Source organism: Chryseobacterium subflavum, from assembly GCF_055762745.1.
In genome coordinates this window covers 70,214-94,991 of record NZ_JBVTMR010000006.1, presented here as the reverse complement: position 1 = coordinate 94,991, position 24,778 = coordinate 70,214, and the positions used below count along the sequence as shown (strand labels likewise).

General features: G+C 35.2%; 16 protein-coding genes. 12 read left to right on the top strand and 4 right to left on the bottom strand.

Annotated elements, in window-relative coordinates:
• Positions 1-4: 4 nt before the first annotated feature.
• Complete coding sequence (locus AC0INN_RS20565) at positions 5-1,216, top strand: glycosyltransferase (protein ID WP_306614909.1); 1,212 nt, start codon at positions 5-7, stop codon at positions 1,214-1,216.
• An 88-nt stretch (positions 1,217-1,304) separates the two neighbouring features.
• Here AC0INN_RS20565 and AC0INN_RS20560 read toward each other — a convergent pair whose 3' ends face one another.
• The 3 genes from AC0INN_RS20560 to AC0INN_RS20550 are packed head-to-tail and all read right to left on the bottom strand — an operon-like array spanning position 1,305 to position 3,995.
• A complete protein-coding gene (locus AC0INN_RS20560) occupies positions 1,305-2,528 on the bottom strand; it encodes a glycosyltransferase family 4 protein (protein ID WP_273649742.1) in 1,224 nt (407 codons plus the stop codon).
• Between the two features lie 8 nt (positions 2,529-2,536).
• Positions 2,537-3,193 carry a glycosyltransferase gene (locus AC0INN_RS20555; RefSeq protein WP_273649744.1) on the bottom strand — a complete coding sequence of 219 codons (657 nt, stop codon included), beginning with the start codon at positions 3,191-3,193 and terminating at the stop codon, positions 2,537-2,539.
• 4 nt (positions 3,194-3,197) lie between these two features.
• Positions 3,198-3,995: a hypothetical protein gene (locus tag AC0INN_RS20550; RefSeq protein WP_273649746.1), complete on the bottom strand. Its 798-nt coding sequence runs from the start codon at positions 3,993-3,995 to the stop codon at positions 3,198-3,200.
• A gap of 318 nt (positions 3,996-4,313) precedes the next feature.
• Between AC0INN_RS20550 and AC0INN_RS20545 the strand changes: the two genes are divergently transcribed.
• The 3 genes from AC0INN_RS20545 to AC0INN_RS20535 all read left to right on the top strand — a co-directional run bounded on the left by AC0INN_RS20545 (position 4,314) and on the right by AC0INN_RS20535 (position 7,859).
• Positions 4,314-5,204 (top strand): hypothetical protein, encoded by an 891-nt coding sequence (locus AC0INN_RS20545; RefSeq protein WP_273649748.1) that lies wholly within the window; start codon positions 4,314-4,316, stop codon positions 5,202-5,204.
• A gap of 139 nt (positions 5,205-5,343) precedes the next feature.
• The gene (gene gltX / locus AC0INN_RS20540; protein WP_273649750.1) at positions 5,344-6,855 is read left to right on the top strand and encodes a glutamate--tRNA ligase; all 1,512 of its coding nucleotides are present in this window, start codon (positions 5,344-5,346) and stop codon (positions 6,853-6,855) included.
• Between the two features lie 47 nt (positions 6,856-6,902).
• On the top strand, positions 6,903-7,859 hold the full coding sequence (locus AC0INN_RS20535) for an acetyl-CoA carboxylase carboxyltransferase subunit alpha (RefSeq protein ID WP_172280876.1): 957 nt from the start codon (positions 6,903-6,905) through the stop codon (positions 7,857-7,859).
• A 61-nt stretch (positions 7,860-7,920) separates the two neighbouring features.
• On the opposite strand, the gene AC0INN_RS20530 is transcribed toward AC0INN_RS20535, so the two are convergent.
• Entirely contained in the window at positions 7,921-8,616 is a 696-nt protein-coding gene (locus AC0INN_RS20530; protein ID WP_172280878.1) for a DUF6759 domain-containing protein, read from the bottom strand.
• A gap of 143 nt (positions 8,617-8,759) precedes the next feature.
• On the opposite strand from AC0INN_RS20530, the gene tsf reads away from it, so the two are divergent.
• From tsf to trmB, 8 genes are all read left to right on the top strand, one after another.
• Positions 8,760-9,587: a translation elongation factor Ts gene (gene tsf, locus AC0INN_RS20525; RefSeq protein WP_172280880.1), complete on the top strand. Its 828-nt coding sequence runs from the start codon at positions 8,760-8,762 to the stop codon at positions 9,585-9,587.
• 241 nt (positions 9,588-9,828) lie between these two features.
• The gene (locus AC0INN_RS20520) at positions 9,829-12,636 is read left to right on the top strand and encodes a T9SS type B sorting domain-containing protein (RefSeq protein WP_306614903.1); all 2,808 of its coding nucleotides are present in this window, start codon (positions 9,829-9,831) and stop codon (positions 12,634-12,636) included.
• A gap of 127 nt (positions 12,637-12,763) precedes the next feature.
• On the top strand, positions 12,764-15,565 hold the full coding sequence (locus AC0INN_RS20515) for a T9SS type B sorting domain-containing protein (protein WP_306614901.1): 2,802 nt from the start codon (positions 12,764-12,766) through the stop codon (positions 15,563-15,565).
• A 133-nt stretch (positions 15,566-15,698) separates the two neighbouring features.
• Positions 15,699-18,524 carry a T9SS type B sorting domain-containing protein gene (locus AC0INN_RS20510; RefSeq protein WP_306614899.1) on the top strand — a complete coding sequence of 942 codons (2,826 nt, stop codon included), beginning with the start codon at positions 15,699-15,701 and terminating at the stop codon, positions 18,522-18,524.
• A 111-nt stretch (positions 18,525-18,635) separates the two neighbouring features.
• Positions 18,636-22,034 (top strand): T9SS type B sorting domain-containing protein, encoded by a 3,399-nt coding sequence (locus tag AC0INN_RS20505; protein WP_273649765.1) that lies wholly within the window; start codon positions 18,636-18,638, stop codon positions 22,032-22,034.
• Between the two features lie 149 nt (positions 22,035-22,183).
• On the top strand, positions 22,184-22,972 hold the full coding sequence (locus AC0INN_RS20500) for a hypothetical protein (RefSeq protein ID WP_273649767.1): 789 nt from the start codon (positions 22,184-22,186) through the stop codon (positions 22,970-22,972).
• Between the two features lie 172 nt (positions 22,973-23,144).
• Entirely contained in the window at positions 23,145-23,924 is a 780-nt protein-coding gene (locus tag AC0INN_RS20495) for a DUF6759 domain-containing protein (RefSeq protein WP_273649769.1), read from the top strand.
• Positions 23,925-23,999: 75 nt separating this feature from the next.
• The gene (trmB, locus tag AC0INN_RS20490; protein ID WP_172280894.1) at positions 24,000-24,677 is read left to right on the top strand and encodes a tRNA (guanosine(46)-N7)-methyltransferase TrmB; all 678 of its coding nucleotides are present in this window, start codon (positions 24,000-24,002) and stop codon (positions 24,675-24,677) included.
• The last annotated feature ends 101 nt before the right edge of the window (positions 24,678-24,778 follow it).

Sequence of the window (24,778 nt, the reverse complement as noted above, 5' to 3'; positions counted from 1 at the left end):
AGCAATGGGCATTAAAAGAAAAATAAAAAATTATATCTATCTCAAGAACCATTATCCTTTATCCGAAAAGAACATTATTCCTGATGAGAATAAAAAAAATGTCCTTATTGTAGATAGTCAGATTCCTACTTTTGATAAAGATTCCGCTTCGAATCGAATCACCGAGATTGCCAAATTTTTAGCCAAACATTATAATGTCTATTTAATGGATTGGAGAAAAGCAATTCCAAAGGTAGAATCAAAAAAATACATTAAAAACCTGAATGATCATAATGTAATTGTCTATACTCCGTTTATAGGAAAATACGGAATCATGAAAGGAAAAAAGCATTTCATCAACAATCTTCTTCCTAAGCTTGATTTTGTGTGGTGTCATAGACCTGAACTTTTTGAATATTATCTGGAATTTTTCAGAAAGGAAGCGCCAAAAGCCAAAATAATTTATGATATGGTAGACATTCATTATCTAAGAATGGAAAGAGGCCTTGAAATTAAATATAATAAAAACAGAGCTAAGGAACTTGTTCACTATAAATATATTGAAACTGAACTGTGTAAAAAAGCAGACAAGATTGCGGTAATAAGTGATAAGGAAAAGGAGTTTATGACTGCTTTTGTAGATGAATTCAAATTATTTACTGTAAGTAATGTTCATAATCTCAAAGTTAAACCGGAAGATATGCCACCTTTTGAAAAACGAAATGGTATATTCTTCATCGGTACATTTTTACACGATCCAAATGTAGATGCCGTAGAGATTCTCTATCACAAGATCATGCCATTGGTTTGGAAAGCTTTACCTGATCTGAAAATTACGATAATCGGATCTGAGGCACCACAATCCATTATAGATATGAATTCTGATAAATTTGAAGTAGCCGGTTTTGTAGAAAACATCATCCCATACTATGAAAATTGTTTTGCATCGGTATCTCCTTTAAGATTCGGAGCTGGTGTAAAAGGAAAAATAGGACAGGCCCTCGAATATACTTTACCTGTACTCACGACAGAAATAGGTGCTGAGGGAATGTTTTTGAAAGATGGAGTAACGGCAATGATTGCAGGAAATGAGGATTATCAGAAGTTTGCGGATAATATCATTAAAATATGCAGTGATAAAAACACCTGGGATACTTTACATAATAATTCAGAAAAAGCAATCTATCCATTTTCGATCGAGGCTCAGAAAGATGAAATTTTTGAGCTTCTTAAATAAACCACTTGACAAATGTTTCCTCAAAAAGGAAACATTTGTTTTGATTTCCTTTTCAGATTAAAGCTGGTATTCTACCATGAAGTCACAATCAAAGGTTAATGATCTGTTGATAAATAGCAACAAGTTCATCTGAACTTTTTTTCCATGAAAACAATTTAGAACGCTCCAGTCCCTTTTTAGCATATTCTTTTCTTACATTTTCATTTACATATAAATCCAGCATAGTTTGATATAGTAATTCATCATCGTCTGGGCTCAGCATAATTCCAGCATCTCCCACAACCTCCGGTAAAGATGAAGTATTAGAAGTCACCGTTGCTACACCACATTGCATAGCTTCTAAAGGAGGCAAACCAAAACCTTCATAAAAAGACATATAATAAAAAGAATGTGCATGGCTGTATAAGCTGGCCAGATCTTCGTCAGGAACTCTTCCTGTTATTATAATTTTATCTTTTAGTTCCTTTGCATTATTGTACTCATCGAAAATTTTATCATAATCCCATCCTTTTGCACCTACCAGTACTAATCCTAAATCGTCAATATCATTTTCTTTAATAACCCTGATAAAATTACGGATTACAAAATCAACATTTTTACGAGGTTCCAATGTTCCTACACTTAAAAAATATTTTTCAGGAAGATTATACTTTTCCTTTATTGAATTAAATTTATCAACATCTTTACACACATAAAAAAGAGATTCAGAGGCTGCTAATAAATTAACAAAGACATGGTCAGGATTGATATGAGGAGCATAGTTGAGTAAATCTTTTTTCGTATTTTCCGAGACACAAATAGCATATCCATCTTCTCCTATACTTTCTATAATTTTTTCTATAAGAGTTGCATTAAAGTGCAGTTCCGGAAATAAAACAGGTATTAAATCATGAACGGTAACAATCTTTTTTAAATTTCCATACTTCCTTATTTCATTATTGATCGGGTAATAGAAAGAGTGAAAAATTTCAGCTTTTCTAAAAATCTCTTCAAGATGCACATTCTTATAATTGTAAATACCTCTCCTATTATAAAAATGACGGAAAAGCTTTTCTTTCCTGAATGGTAAAAATACCCTCCTATATCTTTGATTGGCTTCTTTTATTGATATGGAATGGTCAGAAAAAAAATCATTTATTTCTTTTGTACTTGTTTCATTGTTCAACACACTTAGATGAGAGTAAAACGTTTCTATTGTACTATTCTTACTTAATTCCCGAAAAAAGGCCAAAGTGACCCTAAAGATTCCGGTCCTGTTATCTTTATAAAAATCTGCTATAACATCAGCATCTAAAATTACTTTTATACTCATAAGAATATCTATACAATGGTATCGTAAAAAGAGTTTTGCTGCTCCTGTCGTTTAATCTCTTTAATATGCAGCAAACACATTGAATAATCGGAAGCTGGAAGACCTGCTAGTTTTTTATAATTGCATAGTTTTTCGTGCACCTTATTTTCCCATTTGATTCCTCTGTTAAGTTTAAAAATACGATGCTGATAATCCGGAAAATTAATATACCCCTTGTCATTGACCAGCCAATTCCAGCGTTCTATGTGCTCATCGGTAATTCCATGAACAATATTTATTCTAGGGACCATGAAAACGTCTTTTTTCCTCTTTTTAAAAAGATATGGCTTTATTTTTATCATAAGAGAAGGTTCAGGAATCTCATCCGCATCTATTTGAAATAAATAGTCTTTCCTGGCAACTTTTATCAGATTATTTTTAAAGGTTGCAAAATCACCGTCAAGACGTGCTTCGATCCGGATAATTTTATTCCCATACGTATCAAGAATGTCACTAACTTTTTGATTTTTATTGGTTATATCCTGCAATACAATAACTTCATCATTTTTATTTATTGCTGGGAGTAAAGCATTTAAAAGTCTGACAATTTCATCAGCTTCATTGTTCACTGTTATCCCGTAAGAAATACTTACGATTTTTTTTAGAATTTGGTTAATAACTCTCATATCATTAATTATAAATTATCGGATAATTACCCGCAAAGTGAACAAAATAATTTTCAGCAATAACTTTTCTTACAAATTTTTTATATTTTTTTGTAGGGAAGACACAGTATCCATTTTTTTTACAAAAGTACTTTTTTATGAACTTTGGAACATTTTTTTCAAAGGCTTCAATTTGATTTCCTTCACTAGTTCCTTTTATCTTGTATAAGACCTGAACATTAAATTCAGCTGGTAATGCTTCAAACCACCCATTGACCTGGGATATATATGCGAAGGGAGTTTCCTCAAAACTATTTAATTCTCCCTGATTATGCTCTGAAAAGTAATAGTCTTTAAATATATCTGCCACTTTTTTTGGACGGAAAATAAATACTCCTCCGTTAATACTTCCCTTTAATAAAGGATGAGTATCAAAATGCCTATCTGTAAAATACATTTCAGTGGTTTCCTCCAATATTCTTGGAATATGTCCCCAGGTTTTATTAAATTCCTCTGTTCCGCGTGGATCAAGTACTGCTCCAAAATATTTATTCTCAGGAAGATATTCAAATACAGATGGAGCTTTTTCTGATATCGCAATATCAAGATCCAGAAACAAAACGATATCATAATGCATTGTTTTGGAAGGTATAAGTAATTTTTGTGATAATAATGGGCGATAAAAGTCTTCATCCAGAGGTTTGTCAAGAATAATTAAATCTGCACCGCATTTTTGTGCGTACTTCTCAAACTGAGTTTTACTTTTATTAAATATTTTCTGATATTTTTCTCCTACTATAAAAAGACAGATCGCTTTTTTCATTGTATAACTTTCAATGTTTTTGGACTACAAAAATACATTTAAAAAAATAACACATAGAGAACTTGTAATTATCATCAGGATCTAAATTTCTTTATTTTTTAGCGTTATTATCTATTTCTAGCTTAATTATTATTTGCAGCACCTTAAATTACTTTAAAATATTAAATCACTACCTCTTCTTACATTAAACATAATTTTAAATTTATTTGATTTAAATAAATATTTACATTCAAGAATGGCTATTTATTTATTTTATCCCAAATTAGTGATATGTAGATTATTCTATTATCTTTGCGCCTTTAAAATTAAATTAAGCATATGAAAAAGAAATTACTGAAACTGAGCACTCTTGCTTTTACATTTTCTATACTCTTAAGTATCTCCTCATGTAGAGATGCTTCTGAAAACATAGATTCGGTAACCACATCCGAGGTAAATGGAAATTTAGCAAACAAAATTCAATCATTCAGAAATGTTGAAGAAAAAAAAGTCTTAGTAGAATTTAAAAACTTTATCAATAGCCAGGCATCTCAGAACATTGAGAAAAATGCTATTTTTTTTCATGAACAAAAATTAAAGTCCATCTATAAAGAACGACAAGAATTTCATTTTACAAGTATCCAAAACCTGGCTGATGAGATCAACTCGTTAGTATTAATTGACAAAGAAAAATCAGAAAAATTATTTACTTCTTACTCAAAATTTCTAAGAAAGTCGATATACACAGTTGAACCAACTGTTAATTACGAAGACGCAATTACCTTAGACATAAGTAAGCTAACAAAAACCAATGATCCTACAGGAAAATATATTGGAGTTGTGTCAGTAAAAGAGGGTATACTTCTTACTAATGGAGCATATTCTATCACATGGCACGTTGGAATTGAAAAGCATAAAGATGATTTAGGAACTACTTTTTATCGTAATTTTACACAAATTGGATCTAATGTACAAATCAATGGACAATGGACAACATATCCAAGCTCTATGAGACCCAGTCTAGATTCAAGAGCCGATTTTTTTGGAGCATCAATTTATCATCATGAAATGTTAGGTTTCTTATCTGATTATGGAAGTGTAATACGAAATACAGGTCAAAAAACAGATTATGGATGGGCTCCAAAAAGTGCACGTATAGGAGGAACATTTACAACTACAGTAAATGGTGCTGAATATAGTCTGGAAGGAGCAAGTAATTTTACCTGGTAAATTAAAAAGAGCAAATCATTTTCTGATTTGCTCTTTTTAATTATAGAACAAGACAAAATTAGTTATTATAAATAAACCATCATTGTTAGCTTCTAAAAAATATATTTTTAAGTAAATTTGCACAAAATTAAAATTGATAATGGAGAAAGTAAGAGTACGTTTTGCTCCAAGTCCTACAGGACCTTTGCATTTGGGAGGTGTAAGAACCGCATTATATGATTATCTTTTCGCTAAAAATCAAGGTGGCGAGTTTGTATTGAGAATTGAAGATACAGATACAGCAAGATATGTAGAAGGTGCTGAAGAATATATTGAAGAAGCTTTAGAATGGTGTGGAATCATTCCAGATGAAAGTCCTAAAAAAGGAGGAAAATACGCTCCTTATCGTCAATCTGAAAGAAGAGAAATTTACGACAGGTATACCGAGCAGATCTTAAAAACGGATTATGCATATATGGCTTTTGACACTCCTGAAGAACTGGATGCTATCCGTGCAGAATACGAAACTAAAGGAGATGTTTTTTCTTATGATAACAAAACAAGAAATCGCCTGAGAAACAGCCTTGCATTATCCGAAGAAGAAGTACAAAAACTTTTGGATGAAAAAACACCTTACGTGGTGAGATTTAAAATGCCTGTCGACAGAATTTTAAATCTTGAGGATATTATCCGTGGTAAATCATCTGTAAATACCAATACTTTAGATGATAAAGTTTTGGTTAAAAATGATGGAATGCCCACTTATCACTTTGCCAATGTAATCGACGACCATGAGATGAAAATAACTCATGTTATTCGTGGAGAAGAATGGTTACCTTCTTTGGGCTTACATACTTTATTATATGAAGCAATGCAATGGGAAGCTCCACAATTTGCTCATCTTTCACTTATTTTAAAACCAGAAGGAAAAGGCAAACTTAGCAAAAGAGATGGTGATAAATTCGGATTTCCTGTATTTCCGTTAGATTTCAAAGATCCCGAAACCGGAAATATCTCCAAAGGTTACAGAGAAAACGGATATCTTCCGGATGCATTTATTAATATCGTCGCTCTCTTAGGATGGTCCCCTGCTGCTGATAAGGAAATTCTTTCATTGAAAGAAATGATAAAAGAATTTGATCTTCATAAAGTTCATAAAGCAGGTGCGAGATTCAGTAAAGAGAAAGCGGAGTGGTTCAACCATCAATATATTCAGTTAAAGTCTGATAAAGAACTTCTTGACATTTTAAAAAGTACAGATCTTGATTTATCCCACATTTCTGATGATAAACTAATCAGAATTATCCATCTTATGAAGGAAAGGGCAACATTTCCAAAAGACATTTATGAAAATGGAAAATTCTTCTTTGAAGCTCCTACTTCCTATGATGAAAAAGCATCAAAGAAAGCGTGGAATGAAGACACTACAACCATTTTAAGTGAACTCTCTTTTGTTTTAGAAAAAACAGAAACATTCAATGCAGAAACATTGAAGCAGGTGGTACATGATTTTGCAGATAACAAGGGACTTGGAATGGGCAAAGTAATGATGCCTTTACGTCTCGCTCTTGTAGGAGAATTGAAAGGGCCGGATGTCCCGGATATCATGGAACTACTTGGAAAAGAAGAAACTATAGTAAGAATAGACAATGCTATTAATAATTTTAAATAGAGTTTCATAATTTTTCATAAATTTGAACGATATAATTTACTTCAAGAATGGAATATTTAAGTTTCGAACTTCCTATAAAAGAATTAATGGACCAATACCAAACATGTTCTTTAGTAGGAGAAGAAAGTGGTGTTGATGTAAAATTAGCATGTAGTCAAATTGAGGATAAGATCATAGAGAAGAAAAAAGAGATCTATGGAAACCTTACTCCTTGGCAAAGAGTACAACTATCCCGTCACCCTGATCGTCCTTATGCATTGGATCATATCAATGGTATTGCAGACAAGGGTAGTTTTCTGGAGCTTCACGGAGACAGAAATTTTGCAGATGATCCGGCATTGGTTGGAGGCTTAGCTACTCTGGATGGTCACAAAGTAATGATCATCGGAACCCAAAAAGGGAGAACAACCAAAGAAAGACAGCACAGAAGATTTGGGATGCCAAATCCTGAAGGTTATAGAAAAGCTCTTAGACTAATGAAATTAGCTGAAAAATTCCGTATCCCGGTTGTAACTTTAGTGGACACACCTGGAGCATATCCTGGATTAGAAGCAGAAGAACGTGGACAAGGTGAAGCTATTGCCCGAAACATTTTTGAAATGGTTCAGCTTAAAACTCCGATATTCACTTACATTATTGGTGAAGGAGCTAGCGGTGGAGCATTAGGAATAGGTGTTGGAAATAAAGTATATATGCTGGAAAACACATGGTATACTGTAATTGCACCCGAAAGTTGTTCTTCTATATTGTGGAGAAACTGGGATCACAAGGAAGATGCAGCGAATGCATTAAATCTTACCCCGCAAGATGCATTAAGAGAAAAATTCATTGATGGGATTATCGAAGAACCTCTGGGAGGAGCACACTACGATCCTGAAACAGCATATTTGAATTTGAAAAGTTCAATTTTGCAAAACATAAAAGCTTTCTCTAAGTTTACAGGACAGGAACTTGAAACTCAACGTCAAGAAAAATTCATTGCCATGGGGCAATTTAAAGGATAAAAATAAAAACGGTTAAGAAATTCTTAACCGTTTTTTTATTCTATATTGATCATTCAATTTTTTATTCAGAAACATTCAGCTCAATCTCAATATCTTTGCTGATCTTTTTTATGGAAGAATATTTTGCATCACAAACCATTGTTGTCAAAACATATTCTCCCTTATCTATTAAAATAAAATTCTGCCCTTTTGCAGGAACACTTAGATTGTAATATTTTTTCCCACTGATCTTTACAATCAAATTACAGTTCGATCTATTTTTAATATTGATGTATGCCTCTTTTAAATTAGTATCATTGCTAAAAAGATGAGTAAGCATAGCAGCTGTCCTTTTATTCTCTTCACTTGGTTCTGATTTTTTGCTTCCGCTTACGCTGGCATAATTTACTTTTGTTTCAGAAGGTGCAGATGCTGAATTTACGGCTAGTGTTTTGCCACTGTTCAATTCATTATTTTTAACAATTTTTTCTATTTTTTCTTTACTAATAGGCTTAATAGTTGGTTTTGCCTCCGGAGAATTATCAGCCATAATTATTTCTATCAGCTTCCTTTTAAAGTAATCTGTTTTTGCATGATTCGGGTTTTGTTTTAAAAATCCGGCTATTACTCTTGCCTCCTTTGAACTTTCAGCATCCTGTTCAGTATATATTATCAAAGTCTCTTTTTCCACAACAGCTTTAGATTTGGCCCTTTTCTTCTTCTGAGAAAAGCCAAGTGTAAAAATGCATAAAAATATAAGGAGAAATATTTTTTTCATTAACTAAGCATTTTAAAATTATTAACAAATAAATAACGTGAAAAGTCAATTTTTAGTTTGTCATTAAAATCATTATCTTTGCACTGCTCAAAAATAAACTAAAAAATCAAAACTAATTCTTAATAAAAAAAATAATAGATATTATGTCTTATACACCAGCTGCTGCAGACGTAGCAAAATTGAGAAACCAAACAGGTGCAGGTATGATGGACTGCAAAAAAGCTTTAGTTGAAGCTGAAGGAGATTTCGAAAAAGCAGTAGATATCCTTAGAAAAAAAGGACAAAAAGTTGCGGCTAACAGAGCTGACAGAGAATCTACTGAAGGAGTTGTTATTGCAAGAGTAAATGAAGATAACACTTTAGGTGCTGTTATTTCTTTAAATTGTGAGACTGACTTTGTTGCTAAAAACGAAGCGTTCATCGAGTTAGCTTATGAGTTAGCTGAAATGGCAATTTTTGCTGCAACTAAAGAAGAACTTCTAGCTACAGACTTCCACGGAATTACTGTTGCTGAAAAACTTATCGAGCAAACAGGAGTTATTGGTGAAAAAATTGAGATCGGTGCTTTTGAAAGACTAGAAGGTCCTTTCTTAGGAGCTTATATCCACGCTGGAAACAAAATCGCTGCAATTACATCTCTTTCTTCTAAAGTAGAAGGAGCTGATGAAGCTGCTAAAGCTGTTTCTATGCAGGTTGCTGCAATGAACCCTATCGCTCTTGACGAAACAAGAGTTTCTCAAGAAACTATTGACAAGGAATTAGAAATCGAAAGAGAACTTCTTACTAAAGAAGGTAAGCCTGAAAACATTATCGACAATATCCTTAAAGGTAAAATGCAGAAATTCTACAAAGAAAACACTTTGGTTCACCAAGCATTTATTAAAGATGGAAGCCAATCTGTTGCAGACTATGTAAAATCTGTTAATGGAGATTTAAAAGTTACAGGATTTGTAAGAGTAAGTCTTAACTAATCTTGTCTTCTTAAGATAAATAAAATCCCGATGAAAATTCATCGGGATTTTTTTATGCTCTTACTATTATTTTTGAACTTAAAATCGCCATGGTAAAAATTATTCTTTTTACGATTATAATTTTCATACACTCAAAAGATTTTGACATATAATTATGAATTATTTTTTATTTTAGCCCGTAATTTATTAATGATATATCAAATATTATTTTAAATTTGTAGAAATCCTAATTCCCAAGTTTATGAAAAGATTTCTACTCAGTTTATTACTGTTCTTTTTTACAATTAACCTATTTTTCGCACAAAGAGATACTGAGCACTGGATAGCCCCTTATTATGATACCGTTGGAGGATATACCAATGCATTATATTTATCTACGGATTCGGTCACTCCCTTTGATGTACAAATTTATAATAATAATGCCGTGGTTACCACTGTTACAATCAGCAAAGGGAGCCCACAGGTCTATACCATCACGGACAATGCCCTCATAATGGCCAACACTACGGCAAATGCTTTTACTGCAACAAGTAAAGGACTATACCTTAAAGGGGACAAGCCTTTTTATTGTAGTTTAAGATTAGCACAAAGCGTACATGGTGAAATCATCACCAGTAAAGGAAAAGCGGGTATTGGTAAAGAATTTTTCGTAGCATCCAGCCCTAACACTTCAACAAGTTCACTATACAATTTTACCGCAGGAATTCTTGCTACAGAAGATAACACAACCGTAACTGTCTCATGGAATGGCACAGGCGTTACTTTTTATGGAGGAACACCTACAGGAAATTCACATACTTTCACATTAAACAAAGGACAATCATTTATATTTGCAGGTTCCGGGAATTCCAGCCCAAATCTTACCGGATTTATCGGTGCTAAAGTTGTCTCCGACAAACCCGTTACATTAACCAATGGTAGCTGCAATGGAAATTTCGGGATATTAGGATCCGGAGGTTCTGACCCTGTTCTCGACCAGTCTGTCCCAGTAGAAAGGCTGGGTAATACTTTTGCCATGGTCAAAACTAGGTCCACAGCCCCTTCTCAAAATATGGAAGGCGGAATCATCATAGCCACAGAAGATAATACAGATATATTTTTAAATGGCTCTCCTACTGCTGTAGCAACAATCAATGCAGGACAATGGTATAGAATCAACGAAACAAGTTATGTAACACAAACCGGAGCGGGAACACATTCCAATATGTTTATTTCCACATCCAAAAAAGTATATTTATATCAATTTGTAGCTGTAGGAGATAGTAATGCTACCTGTGGATTTAATTACATCCCACCTCTAAACTGTTTCCTGCCCAGAAAGATTGATGAAATTGGAAACATCAATCAGATGCCGGGTATTTCAAGTGGGATTACATTAAAGCTAAACATTTTAACAGAGACAGGAGCAGCTGTTTTAGTGAACGGAGTCGCTCCAACGGCCGCACAAGGACCTTATCCATTGACAGGAAATACCCAATGGCAAACCTATGCCATTGAAGGGATTACAGGAAATGTATCCATCACATCTACAAAAGCTGTAACTGCAGGAATTAATGGCGGATATAGCTCCGCAGGATATGGAGGTTACTTTGCAGGATTTTCATCAGTCCCAGTAATCAGTAAAAAGACAGGGGAGTGTGTCCCTGGTATTGTTTTGGAAGTTGACGATGGATATGAAACCTATCAATGGTATTTAAATGGGGTTGCCATTCCTGGCGCTACTACCAATACTTACACGCCTACCCAGGCAGGAAATTATACCGTGAAAGTTGGTATGGGAACATGCCCTCCTGTAACAACGCCTATTTATAAGGTTTTCAATTGTATGAAAAATACAACAACCAGTATAAATGCTTGTGCTACTAAAATTATAACCCCAACCTTTTCAAGCTCTACACAGACACCTGTACCGAGTACTGTATCCATTTTAACAGCACCTACTCACGGAACAGCAGTCCTAAACCCTTCGACAGGAATAATAACTTATAATCCTGCACCGGGATATTTAGGACCAGATGTAATCGTTTATACTTTCTGTGGAAATGCTCCGGAATTCATCGACTGCGAAACAGTAACTGTAAATCTGACAGTTGTCCCTTTTATCGTAAAGGATGCCACCCTGGAAGCATGTCAATATGAAGACAAAGCTTATTTTGATTTAACAACAGCCAATGTTATTGACTTCAATTTAGTAACAAAAAAATACTACCCCACTTTAGCTGACCTGAACGCTAATACCAATCAGATCACAGAGCCTCAACACTATGGTTCTGCGGGAGGAGTTGTTTATGTTAAAATTACAAGTAATGAAGGATGTACAGGAATTGCAAAAATTACACTAATTGCAAAACCTATTAAGAAATCTCCTACTCTGCTTGATAAATATATTTGTATTGATTCTAGAACCAATCTTGATGCAGGCCCTGGTTACGATTCATATCAATGGAGCACGGGTGCCACTACACAATCCATAGAGGGAGTAGGAGTTGGTGAATACACCGTTATTCTTGGAAAAGACGGATGCTTTGTTACACAGATTGTAAAGGTTATCAAAACTCAGGATCCTGTAATTACTCAGATTGAAATCTCTAACAATACGGCAACTGTTATTGTAACTGGTGGTACACCACCTTACAAATATTCCGTAGACGGAACATCAAACTGGCAGGATTCAAATGTATTTACTAACCTTTCCAGAGGGCAACATACATTCTATGTAAAAGATGCCAATAATTGCACCCCTATTTCTGTTGAAATTACGGTTCCTAACTTAATCAACGCAATAACTCCAAACGGCGACAATATCAACGATTATATTGATTACAGTGAACTGGGTTATAAAGAGAATCTTAGCTTTGTCATCTATGACAGGTACGGAAATAAAATATTCACCGGCGACAAATTCAACAATTACAAATGGGATGGAAGACATTTCGATAAAAAGATAGTGACAGGAACTTACTGGTATCACATTAACTGGAATGAATCCAACAAAGAAAAAACACCTATAAAATATACGGGTTGGATTTTAGTAAAAAATAGAAATTAACATTAAATAATTATTAAATAATTAGACCACGATTAATTAATCGTGGTTTTTTATTGTTGTAATAGATTATTATTAAAACATATCAAATAATCTACTATTTTTGTATAAAATTATAATTCCCAATACCATGAAAAAATATTTCTTTAGTCTAGTTCTGGTTCTTTTTATAATTAATACACTCTTTGCCCAGAGGGATACAGACCACTGGATAGCGCCTTATTACAGTACTATTGAAGGATATACTAATGCCTTATACCTATCAACAGATTCAGTAATCCCATTTGAAGTTAAAATCTATAACAACAATTCTATAATTGGAACAGCTATAATCAGCAAAGGAAATCCACAAACATTCACTCTAAATAACAATGTAATACTTGCAACTAATATAGCTGATGGATTTAAAGTAATTAATAAAGGATTATATCTTAAAGGTGATAAACGCTTTTACTGCAGCTTAAGAATGGCACAAAGCGCACATGGTGAAATTATCACCAGTAAAGGGAAAGCAGGTATTGGCAAAGAATTTTTCATAGCATCCAGTCCAAATAGCGCAATAAGTGCAATTTATAATTTTACAGCAGGAATTCTTGCTACAGAAGATAACACAACCGTAACTGTCTCATGGAATAGCACAGGCGTTACTTTTTATGGAGGAACACCTACAGGAAATTCACATACTTTCACATTAAACAAAGGACAATCATTTATATTTGCAGGTTCCGGGAATTCCAGCGCCAACCTTACAGGTTTTATAGGTGCTAAGGTTGTAGCTGATAAGCCTGTAGCTCTTACTAACGGAAGCTGTAATGGTAATTTCGGAATACTCAGCTCGGGGGGCTCTGATCCTGTTCTTGATCAATCTGTTCCTATTGAAAGACTTGGCAATACTTTTGCCATGGTCAAAACTAGGTCCACAGCCCCATCTCAAAATATGGAAGGCGGGATTATTATTGCAACAGAAGATAATACTGATATATTTTTAAATGGTTCTCCAAATCCAATATCTACCATAAATGCGGGACAGTGGTATAGAATTAATGAATCCAATTATGTCACACAAACCGGAGCAGGAACACATTCCAATATGTTTATCTCCACATCTAAAAAAGTATATTTATATCAATTTGTAGCTGTAGGAGACAGCAACGCGACCTGTGGATTTAATTACATTCCACCACTCAACTGTTTCCTGCCCAGGAAGATAGATGAAATTGGAAATATTAACCAAATGCCTAATATAAACAGTCCAATAACACTGAAATTGAATATTCTCACTGAGACAGGTGCAGCCGTCCTTGTCAATGGAGTCGCCCCAACTCCTTCACAAGGACCTTACCCTTTGACGGGCAATACCCAATGGCAAACCTATGCCATTGAAGGGATTACAGGAAATGTGTCCATCACATCTACAAAAGCGGTAACTGCAGGAATTAATGGAGGATATAGCACTGCAGGTTATGGAGGATACTTCGCAGGATTTTCATCTGTCCCGGTAATTACGAAAAAAAGCGGTGAGTGTGTCCCTGGTATTGTTTTGGAAGTTGACGATGGATATGAAACTTATCAATGGTATTTAAATGGAGTCGCCATTCCCGGAGCTGTAAATAGCACCTATACTCCAGTACAATCAGGAAACTACACTGTAAAAGTAACAATGGGAAGCTGTCCGGTAACAACTCCAATTTATAAGGTTTTTACCTGTATGAAAAATACAACAACCAGTATAAATATATGTGCCACTAAAATTATAACCCCAACCTTTTCAAGCTCTACACAGACACCTGTTCCGAGTACTGTATCAATTTTAACAGCACCTATTCACGGAACAGCAATCCTAAATCCTTCTACAGGAATAATTACTTACAATCCTGCGCCGGGATATTTTGGACCAGATGTAATCGTTTATACTTTCTGTGGAAATGCTCCGGAATTCATCGACTGCGAAACAGTAACTATAAATCTGACAGTTGTCCCTTTTATCGTAAAAGATGCCACCCTTGAAGCTTGTCAATATGAAGACAAAGCTTATTTTGATTTAACAACAGCAAACGTTATTGACTTCAATTTAGTAACAAAAAAATACTACCCCACTTTAGCTGACCTGAACGCTAATACCAATCAGATCACAAATCCACAAAATTACGAATCCACAGGAGGAGTTGTGTATGTTAAAATTACAAGTAATGAAGGATGTACAGGAATTGCAAAAATTACACTAATTGCAAAACCTATTAAGAAATCTTCTACTCTGCTTGATAAATATATTTGTATTGATTCTAGAACCAATCTTGATGCAGGCCCTGGTTACGATTCATATCAATGGAGCACGGGTGCCACTACACAATCCATAGAGGGAGTAGGAGTTGGTGAATATACCGTTATTCTTGGAAAAGACGGATGCTTTGTTACACAGATTGTAAAGGTTATCAAAACTCAGGATCCTGTAATTACTCAGATTGAAATCTCTAACAATACGGCAACTGTTATTGTAACTGGTGGTACACCACCTTACAAATATTCCGTAGATGGAACATCAAACTGGCAGGATTCAAATGTATTTACCAACCTTTCCAGAGGTCAACATACATTCTATGTAAAAGATGCCAATAATTGTAAACCGATTTCTGTAGAGATTACAGTTGTCAATCTTATTAATGCCATAACTCCTAATGATGATGGACATAATGATTATATTGACTATAGTGCCTTGTCATATAAAGAGAATCTTATTCTAGTTATCTATGACAGGTACGGAAATAAAATATTCACCGGCGATAAATTCAATAATTACAAATGGGATGGAAAACATTTAGGCAAAAAAATTTCCACAGGAACTTACTGGTATCACATTAACTGGAATGAATCCAACAAAGAAAAAACACCTGTAAAATATACGGGTTGGATTTTGGTAAAAAACAGAAATTAAATTTGACAATATTTCCAAACCACGATCTTAGAATTGTGGTTTCTTTTTATTATTTTATTGCATTTTTTTTAAATTACTTGATGATATATCAAATAATCTCCTATTTTTGCAACAATCCTAAATTCCCATATCTATGAAAAGATTTTTACTTAGTTTATTCCTATGTTTATTATCCTATAATTGCCTTTTTGCACAAAGAGATACAGACCACTGGTTTGCTCCTTATTTTGATAGCTCATCTTCGTCAGCTACAAACTACGCACACGGGCTTTACTTTTCTACTGACTCTGTCACTCCTTTTGATGTCAAAATTTATAGTAATAATGCATTAATCGGGACCGTTACTATCAGTAAAAACAGCCCACAATCCTTTACTTTGGGTGCTCAATACATCAGAACAACAAGCTCTTCAAGTGCTGCCGTTCCCACAAATCTTGGAGTTTATACCAAAGGAGACAAGCCTTATTTCGCTTCTTTAAGAATATATAATATTTCTCACGGAGAAATTGTTACTTCTAAGGGGAAAGCTGGAATTGGAACTCAATTTTATGCCGCAGCGACTCCTATGACTGTTAGTTCCACATCTAATAACTTCACAACGGGAATAATGGCAACAGAAGATAATACTACCGTTACCATTTCAGGATATGATCCCAATATACAATTCATTAATAATACCACTCCTCCACTATCACTTACGACGACATTAAACAAGGGACAATCCTATATTCTTGCCGGACTTGGAAATACCGTTGCTAACCAGACGGGATTTATTGGAGCAAAAATTGTTGCTGATAAGCCTATATCCGTTACCAATGGTAATTCAAATGGGTTTTATGCAACAACAACATCTGCTGATGGTTCGGATTTAATTATGGACCAGTCCGTACCAACGAACAGACTTGGGAATGAGTTTGCCATGGTAAAAAGTATTTCCACAAGCCAGAACAATATGGAAGGAGGAATTATAATTGCCACAGAAAACAATACTGAAATTTATCTTAATGCGGGAACAACTCCAGTTGCTACCATCAACGAGGGAGACTATTACAGAATTATGGCCAATGACTATGCTACTCAAGCGGGCGGTCACTCTAATATCTATATCCGTACTACAAAAAATGTTTATTTGTACCAATTAATTGGTGCCGGCTCTGCCAATAATACGGGAGGTTACAATTACATCCCCCCTTTAAATTGTTTCCTTCCCCGAAAAATAGATGAAATCGGGAAAATTCAGGAAATGCCAACCTATACAGGTACCGTTAACTTAAAACTTAATATTTTAACTGAAGCCGGTGCAGCAGTTACTGTAAATGGTGCTACTCCAACCGCAGCACAGGGACCATTTCCTCTTACAGGAAATACACAATGGGTAACATATGGTATACAAGGAATTACAGGAAATGTTACCATTACATCAACAAAAGCCGTAACTGCCGGAATCAACGGTGGATATAGCACGGCGGGTTATGGCGGATACTTCGCAGGATTCTCATCAATCCCTGTAATCGCGAAGCAAACAGGAGACTGTATTCCAGGAATAGTTTTAGAGGTAGACGACAGTTTTGAAACCTACCAATGGTCTCTAAACGGAAATCCAATTCCGGGTGCAACTTCCAACTCTTACACTCCAACTCAGGCGGGAAATTATACCGTAAGAATTACCGTAGGAAGCTGCCCTCCTGCTACAACACCTGTATACAAAGTATTCTCTTGCCTTGAACAATCTACAAAATCTCTAATCATGTGTGAGGGATACCAGGCGATTGTCCCTGAATTTACAAATTCAACCCAAACTTATGTTCCGGGAACGGTAACCATTGTAACTCCACCAGCGAATGGAACAGCAACAATTGATCCTGTAACCGGTGTTATCACTTATGTTCCGAATTTCGGATACTTTGGTCCGGATACTATTGTATATAAATTCTGTGGAAATGCCCCGGAATTTATTGATTGCGAACAGGTAACGTTAAACTTAACAGTTTCTTCAACGCCAACTGTTACCAATGCAGCATTGAGAGCCTGCTTCCTGGAGCAAAATCCGTCAACCGGACTATTTAATCTTACTTTGGCTGCAGTAACCACACAGGCTGGAACTACAAAAAAATATTACCCATCACCTACTGATGCAGTAAATGGGACAAATGAAATTACAAATCCTACTACCTACATTGCACCAACCGGAGTTGTGTATATTAAAGTAAGCAATGCCAATGGATGTTACAGAGTTGCGGAAGTTACCCTGACTGTTCTGGCACCTGTAAAATCTACAGTACTGGTTGATAAAATCATCTGTATGGAAGATAAAACCACACTTGATGCAGGCCCCGGATTTGCTTCTTATCTATGGAGTACAGGAGCTACTACACAGTCTATTACTAACGTGGGAGTCGGTACTTATTCTGTCCAATTAAAAACGGGTGAATGTACAACAACACAAACGGTTAATGTATATCCCGCAGAGCAACCTGTTATTTCTAATGTTGACATAACGAGCAATGCCATAACAGTATATGCTATAGGAGGCACTCCTCCTTATAAATATTCTATTGATAACATAAACTGGCAGGACTCTAATGTATTTAATAATATTCCACGTGGAGATGCTGTTGTATATGTTAAAGACGCCTATGACTGTGATCCTATTTTTGTTTCCGTTACTATTCCAAACCTGGTTAATGTAATTACACCAAATGATGATGGTGTAAATGATGTAATTGATTATTCGTCATTATCATACAAACCAAATTTAACATTCAATATCTATGACAGGTATGGTGCTAAAATCCATCAGGGAGATAAAACCAATGGCTATAAATGGAATGGAACAACCAATGGAAGTAAAAGAGTATCTACAGGAAACTATTGGTTTGATATTAGCTGGAATGAGCCTAATAAAAAGCAAACACCAATAAAATATTCCGGCTGGATCCTTGTAAAAAACAGAGAATAAGATTTTCTTGAATAATAATAAAAACCACGATTTCGAATCGTGGTTTTTTTATTATTTTTTCAACATATTACTACTTATTATTATTAAATTTGCGTTAAAAGCTAGTACTAAATGAATAAAATTCTATCTTTTTTATTTATATTTTATATTTTCTCGTCTGTATCTGCCCAATTGGACAGAGAACATTGGTTTGCCCCGATGGTAGACAGAACCGGAAATCCGAATCCCTATCAGAAACTGTATCTTTCTACCAACCGGACAACATCATTCCCTGTAAGTATTTATAATAATAATGTATTAATCGGTACCGTAAACATCAGTAAGAATAATCCTCAAAAATTTGATGTATTAAGGGATTATATCATCACAACACAGCAAACGGACCTATTTACTCCCACATCTAAAGGCCTTTATTTAAAAGCAGAATTTCCTTTTTACGCAAATTTGAGATTTTCCGTATTCAACCATGCTGAAATTATCACTTCAAAAGGTATTCCCTCAACTGGAAAAGTTTTTTACGCAGCCAATGCTCCGATCAGTGTTACTAATATTATTTTAAACTTTATGACCAGTATCCTGGCCACTGAGGACAATACAACGGTTACTATATCTGGATATAAGCCTACTGTCCAGTTTTCAAATGGAACAACAGGAGCTACTAACCCTGTGATTACATTTACACTTAATAAGGGGAAATCTTACATTATAGATGGTATCGGAGATATTGCCGGAAACTTTGACGGATTTATTGGAGCGAAAATAACCGCTAATAAACCTGTAAATATCACCAATGGAAATTTTAATGGCCAGTATGCAGGGAATTACCCCACCAGTTCAGATATTCTAATGGATCAGGCTGTCCCCGTTGACAGGCTTGGAAATGAATTTGCGCTCGTCAAAGGAAACGGAAATATCGGCGCCAATATGGAGGAGGCATTAGTAATTGCAACAGAAGATAATACCCAAATCCGTGTAAATAACGAAGTCGTTCCTATTGCTACATTAAATACAGGACAATACTTTATTATTCCAGATACCAAGTACCAGCTGCAAGGAAACGGTCACTATAATTTATATATTAAAACGACAAAAAATACTTACGTATATCAGATGTTAGCCGGGGATGCAACCGCAGGAAATGAGGTGGCTACAGGGGGCTTTAATTTTATTCCTGCCCTCAACTGTTATCTTCCCAAGCAAATTAATGAACTGGGATTTATAGATGAAAATTTTGTCCACTCCAATAATAATCCAAATGGAATCCTCAGCATTCCAACAAAACTTAATCTTATCACCGAAAAAGGAGCCAATGTAACAGTGAACGGCATTACACCACCTGCTACAACGGGACCGTTTAATATGACAGGAACAAATAACTGGGTAACTTATGGAATTCCCAATGTTACGGGAACCATTACCGTTGTTTCCGATAAAGCAATTACGGCCGGAATCAATGCCGGAAGTGACGCTGTTGGTTATGGAGGATTTTTTGCAGGCTTCCCGACCCAACCTGTTATTTTAAAATCAGGGGGCGATTGTGTTCCGGGAATTGTTCTTACTGTAGACCCTGTTATTTATAACGCCTATCAATGGTATCGCAATGGAATTCTTATTCCGGGAGCAACGAATGTTTCATATACCCCAACCCAGTCCGGAAATTATAATTGCGCCGTTACAATGGGTAGCTGTGCTCCATTAATTACCGAGCCTTATAAAGTCTTAAATTGTACTAAACTCAGCACCGCCTCATATGATGTTTGTACAAGCCATACAATTAATCCTGTATTTAGTTCTTCTACCCAGACACCTGTAATCTCAACAATAGCCATCTTAACGCCCCCTACATTAGGAACAGCAACGATAAATCCTACTACAGGGGCCATCACATATAATGTAACTAATCCGGGAACTGCCGGAACAGATACCTTTACTTACACATTTTGTGGAAACGATCCGGATTTTCCTGATTGCGAAACTGTGACTGTTACGATACACATTCAGGTTTTAACGGTAACTAATGCTACTTTATCTGCCTGCGATATCAACGGTCAGGGCACCTTCAATCTCACTTCAGCGAATGTTACTACCAGTACACCTGTAACCATTACCTATTACCCTACCTTGACTGATGCGCAAACAGAAAATGCCACTGCTCTGATTACAAATCCCAATAATTATACAGCTCCGAATGGAACTATCATTTATGCTGTGGTAAAAAACCCTTCCGGATGTAAAAGCATTGCCCAGATCACACTCAATCTGTACCCGGTAGCAATTGTTCTGCAGAATTATAATGGTACTTTCTGTGATGATAATTTTGATGGTATAGTAACGGTTATACTATCAAATATTACTCCCTTGGTGCTTTCAAACAGTACTTATTTTACAAACGTAAGATATTATGCAAATCTAGCTGATGCTGATGCCGGAAATGCCAATAATTTACCCAACACCTGGAGCTACAGTGCTACCACAACCATTTACATAAGGGTAGATTCTCCCGACGGATGTGCAAAGGTAATCCAACCCCTTACATTTACACTAGGTGCAAGAGTTCCTTTACTTAAAAATACAGTAACGGAAAGTTTTTGTGATGATGATCTGGACGGAATAAAACAAGTAAATTTAAGTCAGTATATCACACAATTTACAACAGACCCTTCAGTAAACGCTACTTTTTTTGCAACTCTTACAGATGCTCAGAATAACATCAATCCAATCAATAACCCCGTAATCCTTACGGGCACACAAACTACTTTCGTAAGATTTCAAAAGCAGGGAGCTTGTGCAGAAATAGGAAAGATAATCATAACCATAAAAACGCCTAAACGATCAGACTTACTTACTGATCAGATTATATGCCCTAATACCAAAACAACTTTAGATGCAGGTCCCGGCTTTGAAAGCTACCTTTGGAGCACGGGGGCAACAACATCTTCTATTTCCAATGTACCTGCAGGAAGTTATTGGGTAGACCTGCAATACAATGGTTGTATTTACAGACAGTTTGTAAATGTTACCGAATCTCAATCTCCAGCCATTGTTTCCATAGAGATTAACGGGAATACAGTAACTATAGGGGCAAGTGGAGGAACTCCTCCTTATGAATACTCACTCGATGGAACGACCTGGCAGATTTCAAACGTTTTTCAAAACCTGCCACGAGGGAGCTATATTATTTATGTAAGGGATTCCAAAAGATGTAATGAAGTTCAGAGGCCTTTTACCATCATCAATCTGATCAACACCATCACTCCAAATGATGATGGTCATAATGATGGAATAGATTATTCCGCATTGATGACAAAAGATAATATTGAGTTTAGAATTTATGACCGGTACGGCGCGGAAATCTTCAGAGGCACTGCTAGTAATCGTTATACCTGGGATGGGAAGTTGGGAGGAAGACCTGTGAATACAGCAACATACTGGTATACCATCAGCTGGACTGAGTACGGGGCAAGTACTGTCGTAAAATATTCTAGCTGGCTTTTGGTAAAAAACAGATAGCAAAACATCAACAGAAGAAAATGATCTAAAAAATCAACGTTATAACATTCATTAACACTTATGAACTAAAGTTTAATATAACTTTAACCTGTTTTCACTATCTATCTAGGTATAAATTGATGTAATTCTATGTAATTTTGCCACATTATATGAAGAAACTTATAACGCTCTTGCTATTGGTTTTTCTTGCAAAGATCAATGCTCAAATATATTCCGGGGAAGTATTCCTTAGAGACAATTCCATATTATATTTAAATCAGGTTTATGTAACAAACCTGAATACTCAGCGAACCGTTCTTACTGATTATAATGGTGATTTTAACATTCAGGCTAACCCTGGAGATGTTATACGTTTTACTTCAATCGTTACAGAAAGAAAAGATATCCGCCTTACCCCTCAGATGTTCGGCATTAAAAGCCTGATCGAGCTGAAAATTGCCTATCATGATATCCAGGAGGTTGTCATCAGCAGATTTAAACCTACAGGAAATTTACGATATGATGTTAATGCCTTAGCTAAGAAAGATAAAGCCCTTGAGCTGAAAAAAGTAATTGGGCTTCCGGAGCCTAAGGGAGATGGCAATCCGCCACAGCTTCCGGTAGCGGGACTTCGTGACGGTGGCTTAACATTTAGTCTTGAAAGCATTTACGATATTTTATCTGGAGAAAGAAAAAAGAAACAACGTTATGTTGCTTACGAGAACATGAATAATTCGGTGACTCAAATAAAGAACTATTTGGGTAAAGATTATTTCCTGAAATTTAAAATTCCTGAAAATTTAATTGATAACTTTTTACAATTTGTTTATTCTTCAGAGAATATACAACCTTATGTACAGGCAGGTAACTTTGAAGCTGTAAAAATTCCAATTGAAAAATATTTACCCATCTATCAAAGAAGGCTAAAGAACTCCCATCTGCAAGATATTGTAAAATAACATACAGTTATTGAGATATTTACAAAAAAATTGTATTTATATACAATATATTCTTAAATTTATCTCACGTACTAGTGTAAAATAAAAATTATATTGGTACGTTATCTTTTTAAAGACTAACTGACCTGAATACAAATTAAGGAGAGATACCATTTAACCTAATATTTGTCAGATGAAAAAGTTACTTCTATTCTTTAGTACACTATTATTTATTAGCCTTTCTGCTCAGAAAAGAGGAAAGGACTACACGAATATTCTAAAAAGTAAAAACATTTATGAGATCAATGCTTTTCTTAGAGATGCCCATCCGGATGATCCCCGTAGATCAGTTTTAAAACCTAAAGTAATGGATATGATGAGGGAGTACATCAAGAATGCTCACCCGGCAGATCAAAAAGTAAAAGAAATGCAGGAAATGCTTGCTTTGCTTAAAAGGAGGCCATCTACCAAGATCACTTTTGATGAAATGAATGCTATCATTAAACAAAAGCAGATCGCAAAATACAAAGCAGAATTAGCTGCCAAACAATCTTCAATCGTTTATACGCCCAGTAATGCACAAAATGCAATTGTAGTCAACACATCTTCAACAACGGTAGCAATTCCAGATGCTGAAGCAGAAGAATTCAATATGCTGATGGCAGTTTCTCCCACGGAACATAAGAACAGGACAGTACAGATCCTAAATTCATTGTTTGATAATGATCCTATGAGCAAAGAATGTATCGTGCTTATAGAAAACAAATCAGACTGTAACATGATCGTGAGAATGGAAGGTGTTGGTACTACAAAATACAGACTCGCTGTTCCGGCACATAATGAAAACTCCATAGTTGTACAAAAAGGAGATTATCTTTTTACAAGCATTGTTTGCGGAGCACAATATGCCTCTCAAAAAACGATTCAAAAACCGATTATGGTTGCACTGGGATCCTCGGAACCTAAAAATTAACCTTTTCTTTTTAAGAGCAAAAGGAGCCAGTTATGCATAAAAATCACTATTTTTGCCAGATTTTCATTTATAGTCATGGGTAAAAATAAAATAGCAAGATTCGAAGAAAACAAAATATTACCTAACGTCATTCAACCGACAAGGGAAGAAGTTTTAAGTGGTTTCGAACTTAAAGGAAATTGGAGAACTGATTTCTTTAAAAACAATAATCCTATTGTTCTTGAGTTAGGGTGTGGAAAGGGAGAATATTCTGTTGGTCTTGCAAAAGCATTCCCAGAAAAGAACTTTATAGGGATAGACATTAAAGGAGCAAGGTTCTGGTTCGGAGCTAAAGAGGCTGTTGAAAACAATATGCCTAATGTTGCTTTTTTAAGATCTCAGATTGAACTTGTAGATCACTTCTTTGCAGAAAATGAAGTGGATGAAATATGGATCACTTTCCCGGATCCTCAAATAAAATACAGACGTACAAAACACAGGCTGACTCATCCTGACTTTCTGGATCGGTATAAAAAATTCTTAAAACCAGGCGGAATCATTCATTTGAAAACAGATTCCGAATTTTTACATGGCTATACGTTAGGTTTTCTACAGGGAGCCGGCTATGAAATAATCACTGCCCATCACGACATTTACGGAGCTCCGGAGTATGATCCCGACACAAAATATTTAAGGGATATAAAAACATATTATGAAGCACTTTTTTCCGCAAAAGGAAAGACTATTACTTATATAAAGTTTAGAATAAGTTAAGTTTTATATGTACACACATTTGATGAAAACAACTATTCTGACTTTAATAGGATGCGAATAGATAGGGAAATAGAATTTTATAGATAAAAAGTAAAATCATA

Coding starts and splice junctions, on each gene's coding strand:
- trmB (WP_172280894.1), top strand. CDS start 24,000: ATGGGTAAAAATAAAATAGCAAGATTCGAAGAAAACAAAATATTACCT.
- AC0INN_RS20520 (WP_306614903.1), top strand. CDS start 9,829: ATGAAAAGATTTCTACTCAGTTTATTACTGTTCTTTTTTACAATTAAC.
- AC0INN_RS20530 (WP_172280878.1), bottom strand. CDS start 8,616: ATGAAAAAAATATTTCTCCTTATATTTTTATGCATTTTTACACTTGGC.
- AC0INN_RS20515 (WP_306614901.1), top strand. CDS start 12,764: ATGAAAAAATATTTCTTTAGTCTAGTTCTGGTTCTTTTTATAATTAAT.
- AC0INN_RS20550 (WP_273649746.1), bottom strand. CDS start 3,995: ATGAAAAAAGCGATCTGTCTTTTTATAGTAGGAGAAAAATATCAGAAA.
- tsf (WP_172280880.1), top strand. CDS start 8,760: ATGTCTTATACACCAGCTGCTGCAGACGTAGCAAAATTGAGAAACCAA.
- AC0INN_RS20565 (WP_306614909.1), top strand. CDS start 5: ATGGGCATTAAAAGAAAAATAAAAAATTATATCTATCTCAAGAACCAT.
- AC0INN_RS20495 (WP_273649769.1), top strand. CDS start 23,145: ATGAAAAAGTTACTTCTATTCTTTAGTACACTATTATTTATTAGCCTT.
- AC0INN_RS20500 (WP_273649767.1), top strand. CDS start 22,184: ATGAAGAAACTTATAACGCTCTTGCTATTGGTTTTTCTTGCAAAGATC.
- AC0INN_RS20560 (WP_273649742.1), bottom strand. CDS start 2,528: ATGAGTATAAAAGTAATTTTAGATGCTGATGTTATAGCAGATTTTTAT.
- AC0INN_RS20555 (WP_273649744.1), bottom strand. CDS start 3,193: ATGAGAGTTATTAACCAAATTCTAAAAAAAATCGTAAGTATTTCTTAC.
- AC0INN_RS20545 (WP_273649748.1), top strand. CDS start 4,314: ATGAAAAAGAAATTACTGAAACTGAGCACTCTTGCTTTTACATTTTCT.
- AC0INN_RS20505 (WP_273649765.1), top strand. CDS start 18,636: ATGAATAAAATTCTATCTTTTTTATTTATATTTTATATTTTCTCGTCT.
- gltX (WP_273649750.1), top strand. CDS start 5,344: ATGGAGAAAGTAAGAGTACGTTTTGCTCCAAGTCCTACAGGACCTTTG.
- AC0INN_RS20535 (WP_172280876.1), top strand. CDS start 6,903: ATGGAATATTTAAGTTTCGAACTTCCTATAAAAGAATTAATGGACCAA.
- AC0INN_RS20510 (WP_306614899.1), top strand. CDS start 15,699: ATGAAAAGATTTTTACTTAGTTTATTCCTATGTTTATTATCCTATAAT.